Below are 20,291 nucleotides of genomic sequence, written 5' to 3' on the forward strand. Positions count from 1 at the left end.
ATTCCCATTTTTCATAGTATATGAACAATAGAAATATATGATTCTACGAGAAATCAAAAAGATTATGTCATTATTATATATACATATCCAAAACAAATGTACATCTCACGTTTAACACATTAAATCTATTATTTTTCACATTAGAAAATAAAAAAATCCCTTAAGCTATAATACTTAAGGAATTTCATTTTAATTATTATCTTGAAAAAAGAGATTTAATCTTTGCAAATACGCCTTTTTGATCATCATCAATTGACATTAATGGTACAGATTCACCTAGAATTCTTCGAGCTACATTTCGATAGCCTAAGGCAGCTTTGTTATTTGGATCCATAACAATTGGTTCTCCCTTATTAGATGCACTGATTACATCGTCACTTTCTATTATTATTCCTAATAGATCAATAGATAAATGAGTTGTAATATCGTTAATGTCTAGGTTGTCTTCCTTATTCATAAGCTTTTTTCGAATACGATTAATGATTAAACGCGGTGGCTCAATATCTTCTTGTTCTAATAGACCAATGATTCGATCTGCGTCACGAACTGCAGATATTTCGGGAGTTGTTACTACAATCGCACGATCCGCACCAGCAACAGCATTTCGATATCCTTGTTCAATTCCAGCAGGACAATCTATTAAAACATAATCATATTCACGTTTAAGTTCTTCTACAAGACTCTTCATTTGCTCTGGATTGACAGCATTTTTGTCTGTCGTTTGAGCAGCAGGTAATAAAAATAGTTTTTCATCAACACGTTTGTCTCGTACGATTGCTTGATGAACTTTACAACGGCCTTCGATAACATCTACTAAATCATAAATTATTCGATTTTCTAGACCTAATACAACATCAAGATTTCGTAAACCAATATCAGTATCAACTAAACATACTTTCTTACCTTGAAGAGCCAATGCAGTTCCAAGATTTGCAGTAGTTGTAGTTTTACCAACACCGCCTTTTCCTGAAGTAATTACTATAGCTTCACCCACATTAGCTTCCTCCTTGAATAGTATTTAAAGATGGACGTAAATTTTTTGCTTCTTGTAAACGTTCATATGCAATAACGCCATTTTGATCGATATATGCAATGATTTGATCAACATGTTGACTTATAAATGTTTTTTCGTTTGACATGATATCAATTTGGTCAGCAATAAAGACATGTGTTGGTTCAAAATGAGATGCAACAATGATTGCATCCTTATTACCTTCAAATCCTGCATGTACTTGTCCCTTTAGTTTTCCAAGAACATAAATGCTTCCGCCCGCTTCAACTCGCCCATTTGGATTGACATCCCCTACAATCACGATATCTCCGGTTGCTTGAACTATTTGACCAGAGCGTACAATTCCTATATAGGTATCTCGCTTACTTGCAAGAACCATTTCATTACTCTCATTTACACTAATTACTTCACTAAACACACTAGATACATGCATATTACCAGATTTCTCTACAACTTGAACTAAATCATTTTTCTGTTCTTTAGTTAAAAAGCGAAATCCTAAATCAAGTTGTACATCAACTCTATTATCAAGACCGCCTTCAGAAACTCTATTTTCAAGTTCTTCTAATAAATCCGCGTAGGCGCAACAGTCATCCAGTCGAAGTACCAATCCTTCTTTTGTCCCTTTAATATGGACAAGCTGTTTTTTCATATAAAGTGACACCTCACGCATGGTTAAGTATTTTCACGTGCACGTTGTAATACCCGTGCATTGATTAAGTACTTGAATACCCAGCCTAACATAACTAAAAATAGTAAATTAGCTACTATTGTCGGTACTAAGCGGGTCATCATAAAGACTGTAAATGTAATAGTTGTAAAATTAATAAAATAGAAGAAATAGTAAAGAATGATTTCCATAATGGCCACTAATATTAAAGATAATAGTGTAGTAATCACCAAATGCTGATGTATAAACTTAACAGTAGAACCAGCTATTAAACAGATCAATGGGTACAAAACACTATATAGTCCAATAATATCAATGTAAAACACATCATACAATAGCCCAAAAATTAATCCATATACTACAGCTCGCCTACGATTGTAGTATATAGATACAAAAATTAAGTAAAGAATTAAAAATCTTGGAACTAAAAAAACTGTTTGCCCATTTAATTCAATTGGAGAAAATAGTGCAAATTCAGGTTCAAGTAAAAATAACAATATAGCTATAAATGGAATTAACAATCGAATAACCATTATTATTCACCTGTTCCTTGCGTTTGTTCAGTTGGCTCGTTTATTAGTTCCTCATGTTTATCGATTGTAATTATATTGCGTTTTGCAATGATCACATCTTGTAACATTGAAAAATCAGCGGCTGGTTTAATGTAGGCCATCTTTGTTAAGCCAAAATCATCCGTTGTAATTTCAGTTATTTCTCCAATTAAAATGCCTTTAGGGAATATCCCACCTAAACCAGAAGAAATAACAAGTTCCCCTTCTTTTACTTCAAAGCTTGAATCGATTCGCTTCATTATTAATTCATTACGTTCAACATCAAATCCTTCTATTAAACCGAAAATCTCTTCATTTTCCCCTTGAATCACAGCAGATACTCGAAAATTAGGATTGTTCGTTTGGATTAACTCCACTTCTGATGTAAGTGGTGTTACTAAACTTATTTTACCAATTAATCCTTGAGCTGTCATGACTGCCATATTCACTTGTACACCTTGGGTAGATCCCTTATCTAGTATAATTTTTTCTTCCCATTGGTCAGGATTTCTTGCAATTACAGTAGCTTGAATCGGAACATATTCTCTTAAACTACTTTCTTTTTCAACAATGTCTCGTAAAGATTTATTTTCATTTTTCAACGTATTTACTTCTGATTGCAATGCTGCAAAGTCTTCTAAACGCATTTTTAATCGTTTATTTTCTTCGTAAGTATTTAGTAAAGAATTAATATCGTTAAAAATTCCAGTTATGTAATTTGCTGGTTTAGCTACAAGACCTTGAACTAAACCAACAGTATCTTTAATGAATTGTTCGGGTAACGTTGCATTTTGACGGTCACGTAACGAGAAGCTAATCAATGCCACAATGAAAATCATGCTAACAAGTAGCAATATTAATTTCTTGTTTGAAAAATGTGGCATTGTTATTCCTCCTTATTTTTTCAATTGTTGTGAGCGAACTAAATCAATATGATCTAACGCTTTACCAGTACCGATTGCGACACAATCTAGTGGGTTTTCTGCAATAAATACAGGCATTTTCGTTTCATCACTAATGACTTTGTCAAGATTTCTTAGTAACGCTCCACCACCAGTTAAAACAATCCCTCGTTCCATAACATCTGCAGATAGTTCTGGAGGAGTTTGTTCTAGAGTCTTTTTAACACCATCAATAATTGTAGCAATGGCTTCTTTTAATGATTCAGAAATTTCTTTTGAAGAAATTTCAATTGTTTTTGGTAACCCTGTTACTAAGTCGCGTCCACGTATATCCATTTTTTCAACTTCTCCATCTACACGAGCAGTACCAATTTCAATTTTTATATTTTCAGCAGTACGTTCACCAATCGTTAAATTATATGCCTTACGAATATAGCTAGTAATTGCATGGTCTAATGCATCTCCACCAATTCGAACAGAATCACTTGTAACGATACCACCTAGTGAAATAACAGCGACTTCTGTCGTACCACCACCGATATCAACTACCATTGACCCCGTTGGATCCCATACAGGTAAATTAGCGCCGATAGCAGCAGCAAATGGTTCTTCAATCGTAAACGCTTCTTTTGCACCAGCTTGTCGACTAGCATCAATTACTGCACGTTGTTCTACTGATGTAATTCCGTATGGTACACAAATCATAACATTCGGTTTTTTCCAATTAGCACCTGAATTTTTTAAAGCTTGTCTTAAATAATATTGAATCATTGCTGTTGTAATATCAAAATCTGCAATAACCCCATCTTTCATAGGACGGATTGCAACGATTGAGCCTGGTGTACGACCAATCATATTTTTTGCGTCATTACCTACTGCGACAATATCACCAGTTTTTGTATTTTTAGCTACTACAGAAGGTTCGCGTAACACGATCCCCTTCCCCTTTATAAACACTAATGTATTAGCTGTGCCAAGATCGATCCCGACATCTTTATTTCCTAGTCCAAACAAGTTTTGTACTCCCTTTCTCTAAGCCAGGACACTAACAGTCCCTAAATCATACGATTTATTATAGCTGATTAATTTAAAAAATTATAGTGTAGAAGCTATCCTTCACTAAAATTTGTAGAACGTTGACGTTTAACACAATGAAATATGTGGTTTACTCAATGGCATATGAAAACATACATCCTCGAAAAAACTCTAAAAGTTTTTGTTTCAATTCAACATCTTACATTGTATTTCTATTTTGCCCTAAGAACAATTAAAAAATTTATTTAACTTATTACATTCATAAGACTAATTTCGACTATTTACATGACGAATTAATAATAATTAGGTTCTCTCGACATGTTTATGTAATATTGTAAAAAAAAACGACCCGAAATGGGCCGTATATATATCATAATATACTATTTCATTAAATTTTTATAAAAATTATTACATATATCCCTTTTCTTTTAAGCTAATAAACTGATGATCACCAATGATAATATGATCAATTAAATCTATTCCAATAATATACCCCGCCTCTTGAAGTCGTTTTGTAACATCAATATCTTCAGGACTTGGTGTTGCTATTCCACTTGGATGGTTATGAGCACAAATGATTGATGCAGCCGAACGCTTTACTGCTTCGCGGAATATTTCTCTTGGGTGTACAATGGAGGAATTGAGACTACCAATAAAAATGGTTTGTTTATGAAGCACTTGGTTTTTAGTATTCAAAAATAGCGTCACAAAATGCTCCTGATTCAAAGATGTCATTTCAGGCATAAGGTAACTTGCAGCATCTTGTGGAGATTTAATAGTAAAACGATTATTTACTTGCATCTGAGCTAATCTTCTACCAAGCTCTATAGCTGCTAACAATTGAACTGCTTTAGCTTCTCCAATCCCTTTAATTGAAACAATTTCCTCTAAAGTAGCATGTTTTAATTCATGAATTTTTTCAAAATAGTTTAAGATTCGATTTGCTAGTGTCAAGACGGACTCACTTTTTGTACCCGTACGAAGTAAAATAGCAATTAACTCTTGGTTGGAAAGGCTTTGTGCTCCTTGTCTCATTAATCTTTCCCTAGGACGATCATTAACATGAACATCACGAATCATTAACTCCGGTAACACGTTTACTCCCATTCATTAATCACTCCCGAATATGTAAAATATTTAAAGTGATCAACTTTTCAAAAACCGTAGCTAGTGGAAATCCTACAACGTTATTATAATCTCCTTCTATTCGATCGATAAATAGGGCACCACCTGTTTGGATGCCATATCCACCTGCTTTATCAAAGGGATCCCCAGAATCAACATACGCTTTAATTAGAGCGCTAGATAGTTTCTTAAAATATACTTTGGTTTCTTCTACAAACGTTTCTTCCGTTCCATTCTCAGTGAGTATGGCTATAGCAGTCATTACAGAATGGCAATTATTTGAGAGTTTCTCTAAATGAGATATCGCTTCTTCTGTAGTTTTTGGTTTATGGAGAAGTTGATTTTGAAAAACAACAATGGTATCTGCACCAATAATAGATTTGCCTTTTTCTCTTTTTGCAATGTCTCTAGCTTTTAATAATGCTACTTCCCGCACATAGTTTTCCATAGTACTCATCTTTACGGATGTTTCTTCAACATTACTCGCTATAACTTCAAAGGGTACTCCAAGTTTTGAAAATAATTCTTTTCTTCTTGGCGAAGCTGAAGCAAGCACGATACTGTGATTCGTAGTAAATTTCATGACCATTCCTCCTACTGCTATCATACCTCGAGAAAATTGTTTTGGAAAATTCCGCAGAACGTTAATAATCTAGTTTTAGTCAAAATCCACACTGTTAAAATTGAATTTTAAGACAGTCATTCAACTCGAAATAATGCTTTAATAAATGTACACGAGTCACATCTAGATCACTTGAAAGATTCGCCATTGCTACAGTAATCGTTTGCCAATCTTCGGGTAAATTTTCTGGGATTTCTGTACTTTCAAAATAAAATTTTGAGCGATCTTCACTAGATAGTAAAATTGGGATATTTTGAATCGATGGATTCGTACAACCTCCAGCAGAAAAATTTAATTCTTTTATAAAAGATTGTGGATTATCTGATCTAGTAATCCCTTCTTTTACCGTTGAAAGTTCTGACCAAATATAATAGTTATTCTCCACTTTAATGATGGCACTTGTATTTAAAGTGGGATATGCTGCCATATATTCCGTCGCTCCATTAAATGTTGAAAAAACACCGTACTGATTTGCATAAAATTTTTCAACAAATAAATCACTAGAAGGTGTATTTGTTTCGGTTCCATTTGACTGTACAGGGATAGTTTCTTCTTGTCCTTCTTGATTTGGTTCAACTGTCTCCGGAAGTTCCACCGTATTCATAGAATTTAAAATAAACACAAAAAATATTACACCTATTACTCCCGCTACTGATCCGAATATTGCAGCTTGTATCAGTTCTGTTTTACCGATTACTTTGTTAAATTTCATGCATATCACCTCTAGTCTACCGTATCAAAACTATAACAAAAAAAGACAAGGACGGTGTCGCCTCGTCTAAAAAAAATATCGCATCTTCCCCCAATATTTGCGTATAATTTACAAAAAACCGCACTACATTTCAAATACTAATAGGATTATATAAGTGTAGTATACCCACTACTAATTCATTTTCTACTTAAAAATTGCTGACGAATTTCAGCTAATAAATACAGTGAACCCGTTACAATAATTTTCTCTCCTTTTGAATTTAACTTTTGAAATAGAGAGTCATTTTTCTCAATAATATATTTCTCGTTTGCATTCGACAACATTACTAATTCTTCGGCATTCATTGCACGAGGGTTTGAAAAATCAACAAAATAAAACTGATCACTAATCGTTTCTAAAATGGAAAGTACAGCTTTTACATCTTTATCAGCCAACATCCCTATAATAAATATGATTTTTTCATTAGGAAATTGCTGCTTAATGGTTTGAACTAATTTTTCCGCACTATCAGGGTTATGTGCACCATCAAAAATTATGTTCTCAATTATTTCTTCAAACCGCCCTGGTACTCTAGTATTAGCTACTGCTTCTAGAACTTTCTCCGGTTCAATTCTCAAGCTGAAATGATTAGCCACTTCTATAAATGAAGTAATTGCTATTGCCATATTTAAGCCTTGATGATTCCCTAAAAGGAAACGTTTTAAATTGTTGATCTGAATCCCTTTTAGGTCATTTCTATAAATATCACCATCTATCGCTAGGTCCACTAGAAACTCCTTCCCTAAACGATATAACGGTGCTTTTTTATCGTTTGCTTCCATTTCAATCACTTTTATCGCTTCAGGAGGTAGATCACCAATTACTACTGGTCGATTCTCCTTTATAATACCGGCTTTATGTTTTGCAATACTCTCAATGGTATTACCTAAAAACCGAGTGTGTTCTAAAGCAATACTAGGGATAACGGATACAATCGGAGTAATAACATTAGTGCTATCTTCACGACCTCCCATACCAGCTTCTAATAATACTAAATCAACACCATTTTTATTAAAGTGAACAAATGCCGCGCAAGTAAGCAATTCAAAGTCAGTCAATAATTCACTGATAGAAGACTTTTTAAATAAATTAAAGATTTGATCCATTTCCTCTTCTGAAATGGGGATCCCGTTAATTTGAATTTGATCATGAACGTCCACTATACAAGGAGACATAAACTTACCAACTGACAGTCCATGACTTCTTGCTATATTTTCAATAAACGTTAATGTCGATCCTTTACCATTTGTTCCCGCAAGATGAACTACATTTAAACCTTTATGTGGTTGATTTAACAGCTTTAATGCATTATTTATTGACGCAAGTCCTGGTTTAATGGATGTATCACTGAAGACACCCCATTTTTCTTTGTATTCATCGAGTTTTGGAATCATTAGTAATTATCCTTCTTTCTTTAAAAAGTTCTTGAGAAATTGCCGCACATCTGCAATGAAATATAGAGAACCAGTAACAATTAGAATCTCATCTTCACATAGTTCAGCTAGTTCATTTTCAATTAATCTTCTCCAATTTTCATCTACCGCTATTGTATGATGGTTAGATTGGGAAGCTAAAATTTCAGCTTTCGCTCTACGTGGTAGTGAAATTTCAGTAAAGCTCATTTTATGTGCAACTTGATCCATCATTTCAATACTCTTATGATGGTCTTTATCTTGAAGCGCAGCGTAAACAAATTTATATTTTTTGTTTGGTTCAACCTCTTTTAAAGTGTTTATTAATGAACTTGTCCCTTCTGAATTATGGGCACCATCAATAATTACTTTTTCACCAATTCGTTCAAAACGTCCTTCCCACTTTGCATTTCGTAAAGAAGTACGAATGGTTTCCGCTGAAATGGTTAAATCAAAAAGAATTGAAGCCGTAATCGCTAATGCTGCATTTTCTACCTGATGTTCTCCTACCATTAAAAGAGGAATATCCATTATTTCATGAGAATTAAAGCTAAAGCTAAATTGTTGTGGATTGCCTTTCACAACATCAATTATTTGGATATCTTTTCCTAGGAAATAACTATCTGATTTCATTGCTTTTATTCTATCTTCTATTACTAGAAGAGCTTTTTCATTTTTTGCACCAACAACTACAGGTACTCCTTCTTTAATAATTCCTGCTTTTTCAAAAGCAATCTTTTCATAAGTATCCCCTAAAATTTCTGTATGCTCTAAAGAAATGGTTGTGATTACAGATACTTCTGGTGTAATAATGTTCGTTGAATCAACCCGACCACCAATCCCAGTCTCAATCAATGCTACATCCACTTCTTCATTCGCAAAATGTTGAAATGCAATTAACATCATCATTTCAAAAAATGTTGGATACTTTCCATCAAGTTTATCTTCAATGACCTCAGTTATTAAATTAGCATAATGTAAAAACTTTTCATCTGTTATTTGGTTTTTATTAATCGTCACTCGTTCGTTAGCTCTTTCTAAATGAGGAGAAGTAAATGCACCAACCTGCAATCCATGGGTCATTAAGATCTCACGAGTAGCATTTAAAGTAGAGCCTTTTCCATTTGAGCCTGCAAAGTGGATGAATTTCGTGGTGAAGTGCGGGTTCCCCAGTTCTTTTAATATGATTTGAACCGCTTCTAATGGCTTCCCTTTATATTGACTAGCTTTTAATTGAAAAATAAAGTTTGTACATTCTTCTATTGAACGAAACATGTAGAATCACCTCTATGTGTGTAAGAAATATGAAAAAAATGCCCTAGTTTACACTAGGACATCTTTAATCATATTACATATTCTTTAATTCTGCTAAACGTTTTTCAACTGCTTCGTGTTTTTCCTTATAATCTGCTAGTTTTTCACGTTCTTGAGCAACAAGTGCTTCAGGAGCTTTAGATACGAACTTCTCATTCGAAAGTTTTCCGGAAACTAATTTTACTTCCTTAGCCCATTTTTCAAGCTCTTTCGTTAAGCGCTCAATTTCCTCATTTAAGTTAATTAGACCAGCTAGCGGTAAGAACAACTCAGCTCCAGTAACGACAGCAGTCATGGATTGACTTGGAACTTCTAAATTCACACCAATTGTAAGTGTTTCTGGATTACAGAATTTTTCAACATAAGCACGGTTTTCTTCTAAAATCGCTTTTGTCTTTTCATCTTTTGCAGCAATGAATAAAGGTACTTGCTTACTCATTGGAGTATTTACTTCTGCACGAATATTACGTACCGCACGAATGATCTCTGTAAGTAACTTCATGCTTTCTGCATCTTGTGCAAAGTTAAATTCTTCTTTAACTGTTGGCCAAGCAGCTACAGTAATAGACTCTCCTTCATGTGGAAGGTGTTGCCATATTTCTTCAGTAATGAATGGCATCATTGGGTGTAATAATCGCATTGTATTATCTAAAACATATGCTAATACAGAACGAGTTGTTTTCTTCGCAGCTTCATTCTCACCATAAAGCGGAAGTTTCGCCATTTCAATATACCATGAACAGAAGTCATCCCAAATAAAGTTGTAAAGTTCACGACCTACTTCACCAAACTCATATTTGTCTGATAAAATTGTAACTCGATCAATTGTTTCATTCAGACGAGTAAGAATCCATTTATCTGCAACATTTAAATTACCAGATAAATCAATTTCCTCAAAAGTTAGACCTTCCATATTCATTAAAGCAAAACGGGAAGCATTCCAAATTTTGTTTGCAAAGTTCCAAGTAGATTCAACTTTTTCAGTTGTATAACGTAAATCTTGGCCAGGTGACGAACCAGTTGCAAGGAAGTAACGAAGTGAGTCTGCACCGTATTGATCGATCACATCCATCGGGTCAACACCGTTTCCAAGTGATTTACTCATTTTACGACCTTCACCATCACGAACTAATCCGTGGATTAATACGTCTTTAAATGGACGTTCACCAGTGAATTCTTTTCCTTGGAAAATCATACGACTTACCCAGAAGAATATAATGTCATAACCAGTTACTAATGTATTAGTTGGGTAGTAACGTTTAAATTCTTCGTTTTCAGTATCTGGCCAACCCATCGTAGAAAAAGGCCATAATGCAGATGAGAACCATGTATCAAGTACGTCTTCATCCTGCGTCCAGTTTTCGCTATCAGCTGGCGCTTCTTTTCCTACATAAATTTCACCAGTTTCATTATGGTACCAAGCTGGGATTTGATGACCCCACCATAATTGACGAGAAATACACCAGTCGTGAACGTTTTCCATCCAACGGTTATACGTATTTTCAAAACGGTTTGGTACAAAGTTTACTTTTTCTTCATCATGATTTTGAATTTCTAAAGCTTGCTCTGCAAGTGGTCCCATTTTAACGAACCATTGTGCTGATAGGTATGGTTCCACTACTGCTCCAGAACGTTCTGAATGTCCAACTTGATGTGTATGTGGTTCAATTTCTACTAACACACCTGCTTCTTGAAGATCTGTTACAATTTGTTTACGACATTCAAAACGATCCATTCCAGCATATTTTCCAGCTAGGTCGTTCATAGAGCCGTCTTCATTCATAACTAAAATACGCTCTAGGTTATGGCGATTACCAACTTCAAAGTCGTTCGGATCATGGGCTGGAGTCATCTTAACAACACCCGTTCCAAATTCCATATCCACATAATCATCTGCTACAATTGGAATTTCCCGACCTACGATTGGGAGAATTACCGTTTTACCAACTAAATGCTTGTAACGCTCATCTTCAGGATGTACAGCAACACCAGAGTCCCCCAACATTGTTTCTGGACGTGTAGTTGCTACACGTAATTTACCTGAGCCATCTGCTAAAGGATATTCCATGTGATAGAATGCTCCTTCAACCTCTTTATGAATTACTTCAATATCAGATAGTGCCGTTTTAGCAGCTGGATCCCAGTTGATAATACGTTCACCACGGTATATTAAACCTTTTTCATATAATTTAACAAATACTTCTTTAACGGCATCTGATAGACCTTTGTCTAATGTGAATCGCTCACGTGTATAATCTAATGCTAAACCAAGTTTAGACCATTGTGCACGAATATGACTAGCATATTCTTCTTTCCATTCCCAAGTTTTCTCAAGGAATTTTTCACGTCCTAAGTCATAGCGTGAAATTCCATCTGCACGTAATTTTTCTTCTACTTTAGCTTGAGTAGCGATTCCCGCGTGGTCCATACCAGGTAACCACAGTGCATCATAACCTTGCATGCGTTTCATACGAATAAGAATATCTTGCAAAGTCGTATCCCATGCATGACCTAAATGTAATTTCCCGGTTACGTTTGGAGGTGGAATTACGATTGAGTAAGGTTCTTTCCCACTTTCAGGTTGTGCTTCAAAGTATTTACCTTTTAGCCACCATTCATAACGTCCTGTTTCGATACTTTGTGGATCGTATTTTGTTGGCATTGAAATGTTTTGTTCTGTCATATCGATTGACTCCTCCTTTTAAAAGTTTGTAAAAAGAAAAAAATAAAAAAACCCCTATCGTCACAAAAAGGACGAAGGAGTTTTTAATTTATTTTCCGCGGTACCACCTTTATTCTAAGTCGAATGACATGGTTTTTAAAACCAACTGACATTTCGTCTTAGCTCTCGAATCGATAACGGTGTTTAACCGACATTTTGCTACTATCGTTCACAAAAGTTGCTCTTAGGCTACCTTCAAATGATTGCATTTGCGGAAACTTTTCAGCTACCGTTTCCTCTCTTTTGCAAGCAAGGTCATTTTACTCTTCCTATTCATCGCATCACATATTGAACTAAATTTTGAACTGTTCATATTGTATAATATACCACTAACAGTTTTCAAGTGACAACAATTTAAAAGGAGAGAAAATAATTGAAACGGAAAAAAAGAAGAGGTTATAACCCTTATTTGTTACCGCCCTTTTTACGAAAGATAAGATTTTATTGTAGACATTGCATTATTATTCCAATCGTGGTTTTTCAAGGATTTAGAGTATTGATTATACCAACGACAGGCGATTTCTTATTGTTACTGTTTTTAATGTGCATTGCTATTTTATTCTGGACTGACCTTATTTGACTTTAAATCTAAAGGTGTATACGATTCACTTAAGCTTGCTAAGAAATCATCATCATCAAAGAAATAATCACTTGGGTCTTTCCTCTGCATTACATTTTCTGTGTTAACTAACTCTTCTATTGTATCTTCTTGCGGTAAAACTTGTGCTACTTCTTCAGTTAAAATTTCATTTTCAGAAACATGATTTATTGTTTGTGCATTAATCTCTTGCAATTGCTCTTGCTCTCGTTCAACATAGTTTACACTCTCCACATAATTTGGAGCATCATCAACTTCAACTACTTCCGCTACTTCTTCTACTTGATCATGTTTAGTAAGTGGCTTTAATTCTTCTGTTTGATCCTCTAGAATAAGTGGTTCTAATCTTTCTGTTCGATCCTCTAGAATAAGTGGTTCTAATTTTTCTGTTTGATCATCTAGAGTAAGTGGCTCTAATTCTTCTTCAACAACTTCTACAACTTCAAGGTTTGTAGATTCAGGTTGTTGAATCAGTTCTGCAAATGCCGAAGCACTTGGAATTTCTAGTGGTATATTATTCGATTCTAAATATGACTCGAATTGAATTACTTCATCTACTTCGTTAACCGGCTCCATAACAGGGTCAGTAATTGTGCAACAAACATCCCAATTATATGTAGCACTTGATCCATCATAAACATCATAACGAACATCTTCAATATAAAGCTCAGGGTGACAACCAGTTGGAACTTTTTCTTTAGGGAAATTCACTTCTAATGGTAATGCATATTCAAAATACCCATTATTCCCTGTTAGCTCCAAATGTTCAATCAGTGTACCTTCGCTGTAATCTGGAAGCTCATGCGGGTCAAATTGAACGACTGAAGTAATATGATATATTCCAACGAGTCTAAGTGCCTCTTCTGTTTCAATTAGTTGAAAGCGTGGTTTTATATCAACAGAAACAACATCTTCTACGACCCCATATTCTTCAGGAAACACAAATTGTGTCTTTATATCCCAGTTATAATTTTGCATTATATCCCTCCCGCTAATACAATATGCGATAGGATTTCAAGTATGCAAAATCTAATAATCAAAATTATAGAGAAAAAAGCATGGATATGCCTGATTATTAAAAAGTGCCTTTCTCAAAAGTAGAGAAAGACACTTTTTGGTAGTGATTCAATTTTAGCGAGCTAGTTTTTCAAATACAGTATGGAATGCTTGTATTGTTTTATTAATATGTTCTTCTGTATGAGCAGTTGAAATAAACAATCCTTCAAATTGTGATGGTGGTAAATAAATACCTTCCTCAGCCATCAATTTAAAATACTCTGCAAATAAACTTAAATCAGACGTTTTAGCAGACTCGAAATCAACTACATTCTCATTAGTTAAGAATAAGCCAATCATGGAGCCGGCACGGTTAACTGTATGAGGAATGTTGTATTTCGTTGCAGCTTCACGTATTCCCGCTTCTAGTAAGTCACCAAGCTTTGTGAAATATTCATAAGATTCTGGTGTTAAACGTGATAATGTTTCAATTCCTGCAGTCATTGCAAGTGGGTTACCTGATAATGTACCTGCTTGATACACTGGTCCTGCTGGAGCAATATGTTCCATAATGTCACGACGTCCACCGTATGCGCCAACTGGAAGTCCGCCTCCCACCACTTTACCTAGGCATGTTAAATCAGGTGTAATACCGTAATAACCTTGAGCACAAGTATAGTCAACACGGAATCCAGTCATTACCTCATCAAAAATGAGAAGTGCGCCATGTTCTTTTGTGACTTTGCGTAAACCTTCTAAGAACCCAGGTTGAGGTGGTACAACACCCATATTTCCAGCAACTGGTTCAACGATTACTGCAGCAATTTGACTGCCATATTTTTCAAATACAACATTTACTGCATCAATATTATTATAAGGAACAGTCAATGTATTTTTAGCAATGTCAGCAGGAACTCCAGGACTATCTGGTAAACCTAGTGTAGCAACACCAGAACCAGCCTTAATAAGTAATGAATCACCATGTCCATGGTATGAACCTTCAAATTTTAAGATAATATCTCTACCAGTGAAGCCACGAGCTAAACGTAAAGCCGCCATTGTCGCTTCCGTTCCAGAAGAAACAAAACGTACCATTTCAACAGATGGAACACGTTCAATGACTAATTCTGCTAATTTATTTTCAAGTAAAGTAGGTGCTCCAAAAGATGTACCTTTAACTGCTTGTTCTTGAATTGCTTTTACAACATCAGGGTGTGAGTGACCAAGGATAAGTGGACCCCAGCTCAATACATAGTCGATATATTCATTGCCATCAATGTCTTTAATAACTGCACCACTACCTGATTCCATAAAAATTGGGTCAGTGTTTACAGATTTAAATGCTCTAACAGGGCTATTCACCCCACCTGGCATTAAATCAAGGGCTTCTTTAAAAGCATTAATAGATTTCCCAAAAGATTTCATATTATTTCTCCTCCAACCAACGAACTACATCTTTTGCATGATAAGTTAATATTAAATCTGCACCAGCACGTTTCATACCTAATAACGTTTCCAATACGACTGATTTTTCGTCAATCCAACCATTTTGTGCAGCAGCTTTAACCATTGCGTATTCACCAGAAACATTATAAGCAACAATAGGAACCGGGAAATTATTGCGTACATCTCTAATAATATCTAAATAAGATAAAGCAGGTTTAACGATTAAGAAATCCGCACCTTCATCAATATCAGATTGTGCTTCACGAATTGCTTCTAATCTGTTTGATGGGTCCATTTGATATGTTTTACGGTCACCAAATTGTGGTGCTCCGTCTGCTGCTTCACGGAATGGACCATAATAGCTTGATGCATATTTCACTGCATAAGACATGATAGGTACATCATGGAAGCCAGCTTCATCTAAAGCTGTACGAATAGCAATAACGAAACCATCCATCATATTTGATGGCGCTATGATATCTGCACCTGCTTGTGCTTGGGAAACAGCAGTACGCGCTAGAACATCAAGTGAAGGGTCATTTAAAATTTTCTCACCTTCAACAACTCCACAATGTCCATGATCAGTAAATTCACATAAACATGTATCAGCAATGACTAGTAGTTCAGGATGACGTGATTTAATTTGACGAGTTGCTTTTTGGACAATACCATGGTCATGGAATGCGCCAGTTCCAACCGCATCTTTTTCGGCTGGTATACCGAATAAAATTACTGCAGGAATACCCATTTCAACAACTTCATCTATTTCTTCATCTAACTTGTCCAAAGAAAATTGATAAACGCCAGGCATCGAATTGACTGGGTTTTTAATGTTTTCACCTTCCATTACGAAAAGTGGGTAAATTAAATCTTCTTTGTGTAAATAAGTCTCTTTCACCATTCCTCGCATAGTAGCTGATGTACGTAATCTGCGGTGTCTTCTAAAGTTCAATTGTGTCATATGAAACTCTCCTATTTCACGATTTCTTCTAGTACTGCTTCCATTGTATAAGTTTTAGGCTGATATGTAACATGAGCACCAGTTTTTCGTAAAGCATTACTTGTTATATGCCCAATGCTTGCTATCGTTACTTTTTCCCATCCCACATATCGTGCAATATGTGTTGCATATGCATCCACTGCAGACGGACTTGCGAAAATCAATATAAGTTCTTTTCGGGTTTGGATTAATTGAATAAGTTGTTGTATATAATCCATACTTTCAACTGTTGCATACACATTCCACTCAATAACTTCAAATGGTAAACCATCTTTAATTGTATTTTTCGCTTTTTTTCCTCTGACAAAGAAACATTTTGAATTAGGATGTGCAACCTCTGGAAATTCTTTCACAAAAACATCTGCACTAAAAACTGAAGGTACAAAATCCACTCTTAGCCCATTAGAAAGTAACTTATCTTTTGTTTTTGACCCAACAGCAGCTATTTTCCCTTTAAAGTGTGAGGGAGTTAAATTATACCTTACCATTTTAGCACAAAATGCCTCTACTGCATTTTGACTTGTAAAGATTAACCAGTCGAAATCCCTTCCCAGTTCTAACTGCGTAAAATCATCAGGATGTTCTATTTCTACTACCTTAATTAGTGGACATGCTATAGCATCTCCACCTAATTGCTCAATTTTTTGTAAAACAGATGTTGTTATAGTCGAACCTGTAACAACAACTGTTTTTCCTTGTAACGGTTTATCAGTTTGCATCAAGCTCAGCCTTTACCTGCTGAATTAACTCATATGCGCCTTGTTCTGTTAATTTTTGTGCTACTTCTTTACCTAATTCAACTGGATCTGTCCCTGTCATTGTTTCACTATAAAATACAGTTGCGTCTGGAGCGGCAACTAATCCAGTAAGTGTAATAGAATCACCTTCTGATTTTGCAAATCCAGCGATTGGAACTTGACAACCACCATCCATAGCAGCTAAGAAAGATCTTTCAGCAAATGCTTCATCCCAAGTAGTTTTGTCTGTTAATTTTGCTAGTTCAGCTAACAGTTCTTCGTCGTCAGCTCGGCATTCTATCCCTAATGAACCTTGTGCAACTGCTGGTAAACATGTTTCTGTATCTAAATATTCAGTAACTACATCGTCATTCCATCCAAGACGTTTTAAACCTGCTGCTGCTAAAATAATCGCATCGTAATTTTCATTTTCTAGTTTTGCTAAACGTGTATCAACATTCCCACGAATCCATTTAATTTCTATATCAGGACGCACTTTTTTTAACTGTGCACTTCGACGAAGCGAACTAGTTCCTACGATCGCATATTGTGGTAGGTCTTTAAATTTCACGTGTCCTTTAGAAATAAACGCATCACGTGGATCTTCTCTTTTTGGTATACAACCAATTACTAACCCATCAGGTAATACAGCAGGCATATCTTTCATGGAATGTACTGCAAAATCGATTTCTTTATCATATAAAGCTTGTTCGATTTCTTTTACAAACAACCCTTTTCCTCCTACTTTAGACAGCTGCACATCTAAAATACGATCTCCTTTTGTAACAATTTCTTTCACTTCAAATTCAAAAGGTGCTCCTGCTTTTTTCAATTGATCGATAAACCAATTCGTTTGTGTTAACGCCAGTTTACTTTTTCTAGAACCTACTATAATTTTTCTCAATATGCTCAAACCTTTCTAACTATAAATATCCGCAAGTTTATTCTTTAATGGTCACATTTTAGTGTCCCGTTTCTCGTTTCAAAGGGTATATGTTTTCAAATCTCACCCTTAATACCATAAATGGAAGCTTGAAAGTTTACTACCTAAAAAGAAATTAACAACTACAAGTAAAAATGTATAAATTTGTGCCCAGGAATAATTGATGCCGGAAAGTTTACCTTTTTGATGTAATATTAAAATAGTAAAGTAAATTACAAAAATGATAAATGATCCGATAATTTTCGCATCAATGATTGATAAACCCTCTAATGTAAGAAATGCCCATTCTAGGCCCAAAATTATACTAATTAAAAATATTGGATTCCCTATTAATATTGAGCCATTTACCCATTTACTAAGCTGCTGTAAAGACGGCAATCTACTCCATAACTTTGTATATTTTTTCCCCTTTAAAAGCTTATATAATATTAAGTATAGAACAGAGAACACAAAGGCTAGAGTGAACGAAGCATAGGATAAAATTGCAAAACTTATATGAATTATCAGCATCTCAGATACTAACGTCTCTCTTAATGGATGTTGTACATAATCTGGTGCAAATAAGTGAATCGTAACGAAGATAAATCCTAAAATATTTATAAAAAATACAGGTAAATCAACTCGTACAATACAATGTAATATGATTGAAATGGTTATTAATAACCATGCATAGAAGTATACTCCTTCTATCAAAGTTAGAACTGGGAATCTCTTCATTTCAATAATATATAGTAAAAAGAAAACTGTCTGCATAACCCATACAATCGACACAAGCCAAAACGCAACTCGACGTATTTGAACTTTCCTATAAAAATAGTCGATGAAATAAAGAACGATACTAATTGCATATAAAAGTACCATTATTTCATAAATCCGTGACATTGTTAGGTCAATCATTCGCAACCCTTCTTCACCTAAAATTAGATTTTATAACTAAGCCATAAATAAAAGCGTTTTTCGTATCTAGTCTAACATATAGATACGAAAACGCCTCAGAAGTTCCTTATAGCTAAATATCGAAACTGAACTTAATTAATAGGACAATTTAGGATTACCAACTGGCTCAGTTCGATCTAATTTTTGTTCTGCTTTTTGTTGTTGCAGAAGTAATTCTTCATTTACCTCATTTTCAATTCCAAAAATTTGTTGGAATAGTTGAAGTTGCTCATTAGCCTTTTTAGCATTCGCTAGTTCTTTTGCCTGAAGAATTGGTTCCTTCAACAATTGATTGATAATGGATTTCGTATGCTTATTTAATATTTTTCTTTCACGATCCGTTAAATTAGGCATCTTATTTTCAATGCTCGCCATTGTTTCTTCTTGAATAGTACTTGCTTTTTTACGTAGAGCTGAAATTATTGGTACTACTCCTAATGTTGCAATCCAATCTTTAAATTCGATTACTTCAGTAGTTATCATTTCTGTAATCTCCTGAGCTGCCTTCTCACGCTCAGCAAGATTTGCCTCTACAATACCTTGTAAATCATCGATATCGTACAAGAAAACATTCGGTAGGTCACCAATTTTTGGATCTAAATCTCTTGGAACCGCAATATCAACCATAAATAACGGTTTGCCTTTTCTTAATCGTTCTACAAATTCCATTAGCTCAAAGTCAATAACATAGTCAGTAGATCCTGTCGAGCTAATTAATATATCTGCCTCAAGTAAAGTGCATTGTAGTTCCTGCATAGATTTAGCTTGTCCATTAAACTTCTCAGCGAGCATTTGAGCTTTTTCGAAAGTACGATTTAGGACCGTTACTTTCCCAACACCACTACCTGCTAAATTTTGTGCAGCTAGCTCCCCCATTTTACCAGCACCTAAAATCGCAACGTGTTTATGTTTTAATGAACCAAAGATTTTCTTTGCTAGTTCAACTGCCGCATAAGAAACAGATACTGCATTTTCATTAATAGTTGTTTCATTATGTGCACGTTTTGCGAAAGTGACTGCTTGCTTAAATAACTGATTGTAAACGGTTCCAGTAGTTCCGACTTCTTGAGCTTCCAAGAAGCTTTTTTTAACTTGTCCAAGAATTTGAGTTTCACCTAATACCATAGAGTCAATTCCGCTTGTTACTCGGAATAAATGATTTAATGAATCATCATTTTCACGAATGTATAAGTGTTGTTCAAATTGTTCGACAGGGATATCAAACCATTTTGCTAAAAACTGTTTAATATAATAACGGCCAGTATGTAATTGGTCTACTACTGCATAGATTTCAGTTCGGTTACATGTAGAAACAATTACGTCTTCCAATATGCTTTTTTCTTTTTTTAACGCTGCCATTGCATTCGGTAATTCACTTTCAATAAATGATAACTTTTCCCGAATTTCGACAGGCGCAGTTTTGTAATTCAAGCCTACGACAAGTGTATGCATTGAACTTTACACCTCACATTTTATTTTCCAACCTCTATATTATCATAAAGAATGCCTCACCCAACAT

Annotated in this window: 18 protein-coding genes and 1 other annotated feature; all 18 genes read right to left on the reverse strand. The window is 34.9% G+C overall.

Going from position 1 to position 20,291, the window contains the following annotated elements:
* Positions 1 to 196 precede the first annotated feature (196 nt).
* The 18 genes from minD to hemA all read right to left on the reverse strand — a co-directional run bounded on the left by minD (position 197) and on the right by hemA (position 20,224).
* Positions 197 to 994: a septum site-determining protein MinD gene (gene minD, locus CD29_RS09400; RefSeq protein ID WP_036185829.1), complete on the reverse strand. Its 798-nt coding sequence runs from the start codon at positions 992 to 994 to the stop codon at positions 197 to 199.
* A gap of 1 nt (position 995) precedes the next feature.
* Entirely contained in the window at positions 996 to 1,664 is a 669-nt protein-coding gene (locus CD29_RS09405) for a septum site-determining protein MinC (RefSeq protein ID WP_036185831.1), read from the reverse strand.
* 23 nt (positions 1,665 to 1,687) lie between these two features.
* Positions 1,688 to 2,215 (reverse strand): rod shape-determining protein MreD, encoded by a 528-nt coding sequence (mreD, locus tag CD29_RS09410; protein WP_036185833.1) that lies wholly within the window; start codon positions 2,213 to 2,215, stop codon positions 1,688 to 1,690.
* Between the two features lie 2 nt (positions 2,216 to 2,217).
* On the reverse strand, positions 2,218 to 3,117 hold the full coding sequence (gene mreC, locus CD29_RS09415; RefSeq protein ID WP_036185835.1) for a rod shape-determining protein MreC: 900 nt from the start codon (positions 3,115 to 3,117) through the stop codon (positions 2,218 to 2,220).
* A 12-nt stretch (positions 3,118 to 3,129) separates the two neighbouring features.
* Positions 3,130 to 4,149, reverse strand: a complete 1,020-nt coding sequence (locus CD29_RS09420; RefSeq protein WP_036185838.1) for a rod shape-determining protein — start codon at positions 4,147 to 4,149, stop codon at positions 3,130 to 3,132.
* 429 nt (positions 4,150 to 4,578) lie between these two features.
* Positions 4,579 to 5,277, reverse strand: a complete 699-nt coding sequence (gene radC, locus CD29_RS09425; protein WP_036185840.1) for a RadC family protein — start codon at positions 5,275 to 5,277, stop codon at positions 4,579 to 4,581.
* 7 nt (positions 5,278 to 5,284) lie between these two features.
* Positions 5,285 to 5,878: a Maf family protein gene (locus CD29_RS09430; protein ID WP_036185842.1), complete on the reverse strand. Its 594-nt coding sequence runs from the start codon at positions 5,876 to 5,878 to the stop codon at positions 5,285 to 5,287.
* A gap of 94 nt (positions 5,879 to 5,972) precedes the next feature.
* Positions 5,973 to 6,629 (reverse strand): hypothetical protein, encoded by a 657-nt coding sequence (locus CD29_RS09435; RefSeq protein ID WP_052124099.1) that lies wholly within the window; start codon positions 6,627 to 6,629, stop codon positions 5,973 to 5,975.
* A 176-nt stretch (positions 6,630 to 6,805) separates the two neighbouring features.
* Positions 6,806 to 8,062 (reverse strand): bifunctional folylpolyglutamate synthase/dihydrofolate synthase, encoded by a 1,257-nt coding sequence (locus tag CD29_RS09440; RefSeq protein ID WP_036185843.1) that lies wholly within the window; start codon positions 8,060 to 8,062, stop codon positions 6,806 to 6,808.
* A gap of 6 nt (positions 8,063 to 8,068) precedes the next feature.
* Positions 8,069 to 9,355, reverse strand: coding sequence for a bifunctional folylpolyglutamate synthase/dihydrofolate synthase (locus CD29_RS09445; RefSeq protein ID WP_036185845.1), 1,287 nt, complete (start codon positions 9,353 to 9,355; stop codon positions 8,069 to 8,071).
* Positions 9,356 to 9,428: 73 nt separating this feature from the next.
* On the reverse strand, positions 9,429 to 12,077 hold the full coding sequence (locus CD29_RS09450) for a valine--tRNA ligase (RefSeq protein ID WP_036185847.1): 2,649 nt from the start codon (positions 12,075 to 12,077) through the stop codon (positions 9,429 to 9,431).
* Positions 12,078 to 12,141: 64 nt separating this feature from the next.
* Positions 12,142 to 12,402: a binding site (T-box leader), on the reverse strand.
* A 270-nt stretch (positions 12,403 to 12,672) separates the two neighbouring features.
* Positions 12,673 to 13,692, reverse strand: a complete 1,020-nt coding sequence (locus CD29_RS19690; RefSeq protein ID WP_052124100.1) for a hypothetical protein — start codon at positions 13,690 to 13,692, stop codon at positions 12,673 to 12,675.
* Positions 13,693 to 13,845: 153 nt separating this feature from the next.
* Positions 13,846 to 15,135 carry a glutamate-1-semialdehyde 2,1-aminomutase gene (gene hemL / locus CD29_RS09460; protein ID WP_036185849.1) on the reverse strand — a complete coding sequence of 430 codons (1,290 nt, stop codon included), beginning with the start codon at positions 15,133 to 15,135 and terminating at the stop codon, positions 13,846 to 13,848.
* 1 nt (position 15,136) lies between these two features.
* On the reverse strand, positions 15,137 to 16,117 hold the full coding sequence (hemB, locus tag CD29_RS09465; RefSeq protein WP_036185851.1) for a porphobilinogen synthase: 981 nt from the start codon (positions 16,115 to 16,117) through the stop codon (positions 15,137 to 15,139).
* Between the two features lie 11 nt (positions 16,118 to 16,128).
* Complete coding sequence (locus CD29_RS09470) at positions 16,129 to 16,875, reverse strand: uroporphyrinogen-III synthase (RefSeq protein WP_036185852.1); 747 nt, start codon at positions 16,873 to 16,875, stop codon at positions 16,129 to 16,131.
* Positions 16,865 to 17,797 (reverse strand): hydroxymethylbilane synthase, encoded by a 933-nt coding sequence (hemC, locus tag CD29_RS09475; protein WP_036185854.1) that lies wholly within the window; start codon positions 17,795 to 17,797, stop codon positions 16,865 to 16,867. Before hemC ends, CD29_RS09470 begins: the two co-directional genes overlap by 11 nt.
* A 108-nt stretch (positions 17,798 to 17,905) precedes the next feature.
* Positions 17,906 to 18,733: a cytochrome c biogenesis protein CcsA gene (ccsA, locus tag CD29_RS09480; RefSeq protein WP_036185855.1), complete on the reverse strand. Its 828-nt coding sequence runs from the start codon at positions 18,731 to 18,733 to the stop codon at positions 17,906 to 17,908.
* Positions 18,734 to 18,868: 135 nt separating this feature from the next.
* On the reverse strand, positions 18,869 to 20,224 hold the full coding sequence (gene hemA / locus CD29_RS09485) for a glutamyl-tRNA reductase (RefSeq protein ID WP_036185856.1): 1,356 nt from the start codon (positions 20,222 to 20,224) through the stop codon (positions 18,869 to 18,871).
* Positions 20,225 to 20,291 lie beyond the last annotated feature (67 nt).

It is taken from the genome of Ureibacillus manganicus DSM 26584 (assembly GCF_000772945.1).
In the GTDB taxonomy this organism is placed as follows: Bacteria; Bacillota; Bacilli; order Bacillales_A; family Planococcaceae; genus Ureibacillus; species Ureibacillus manganicus.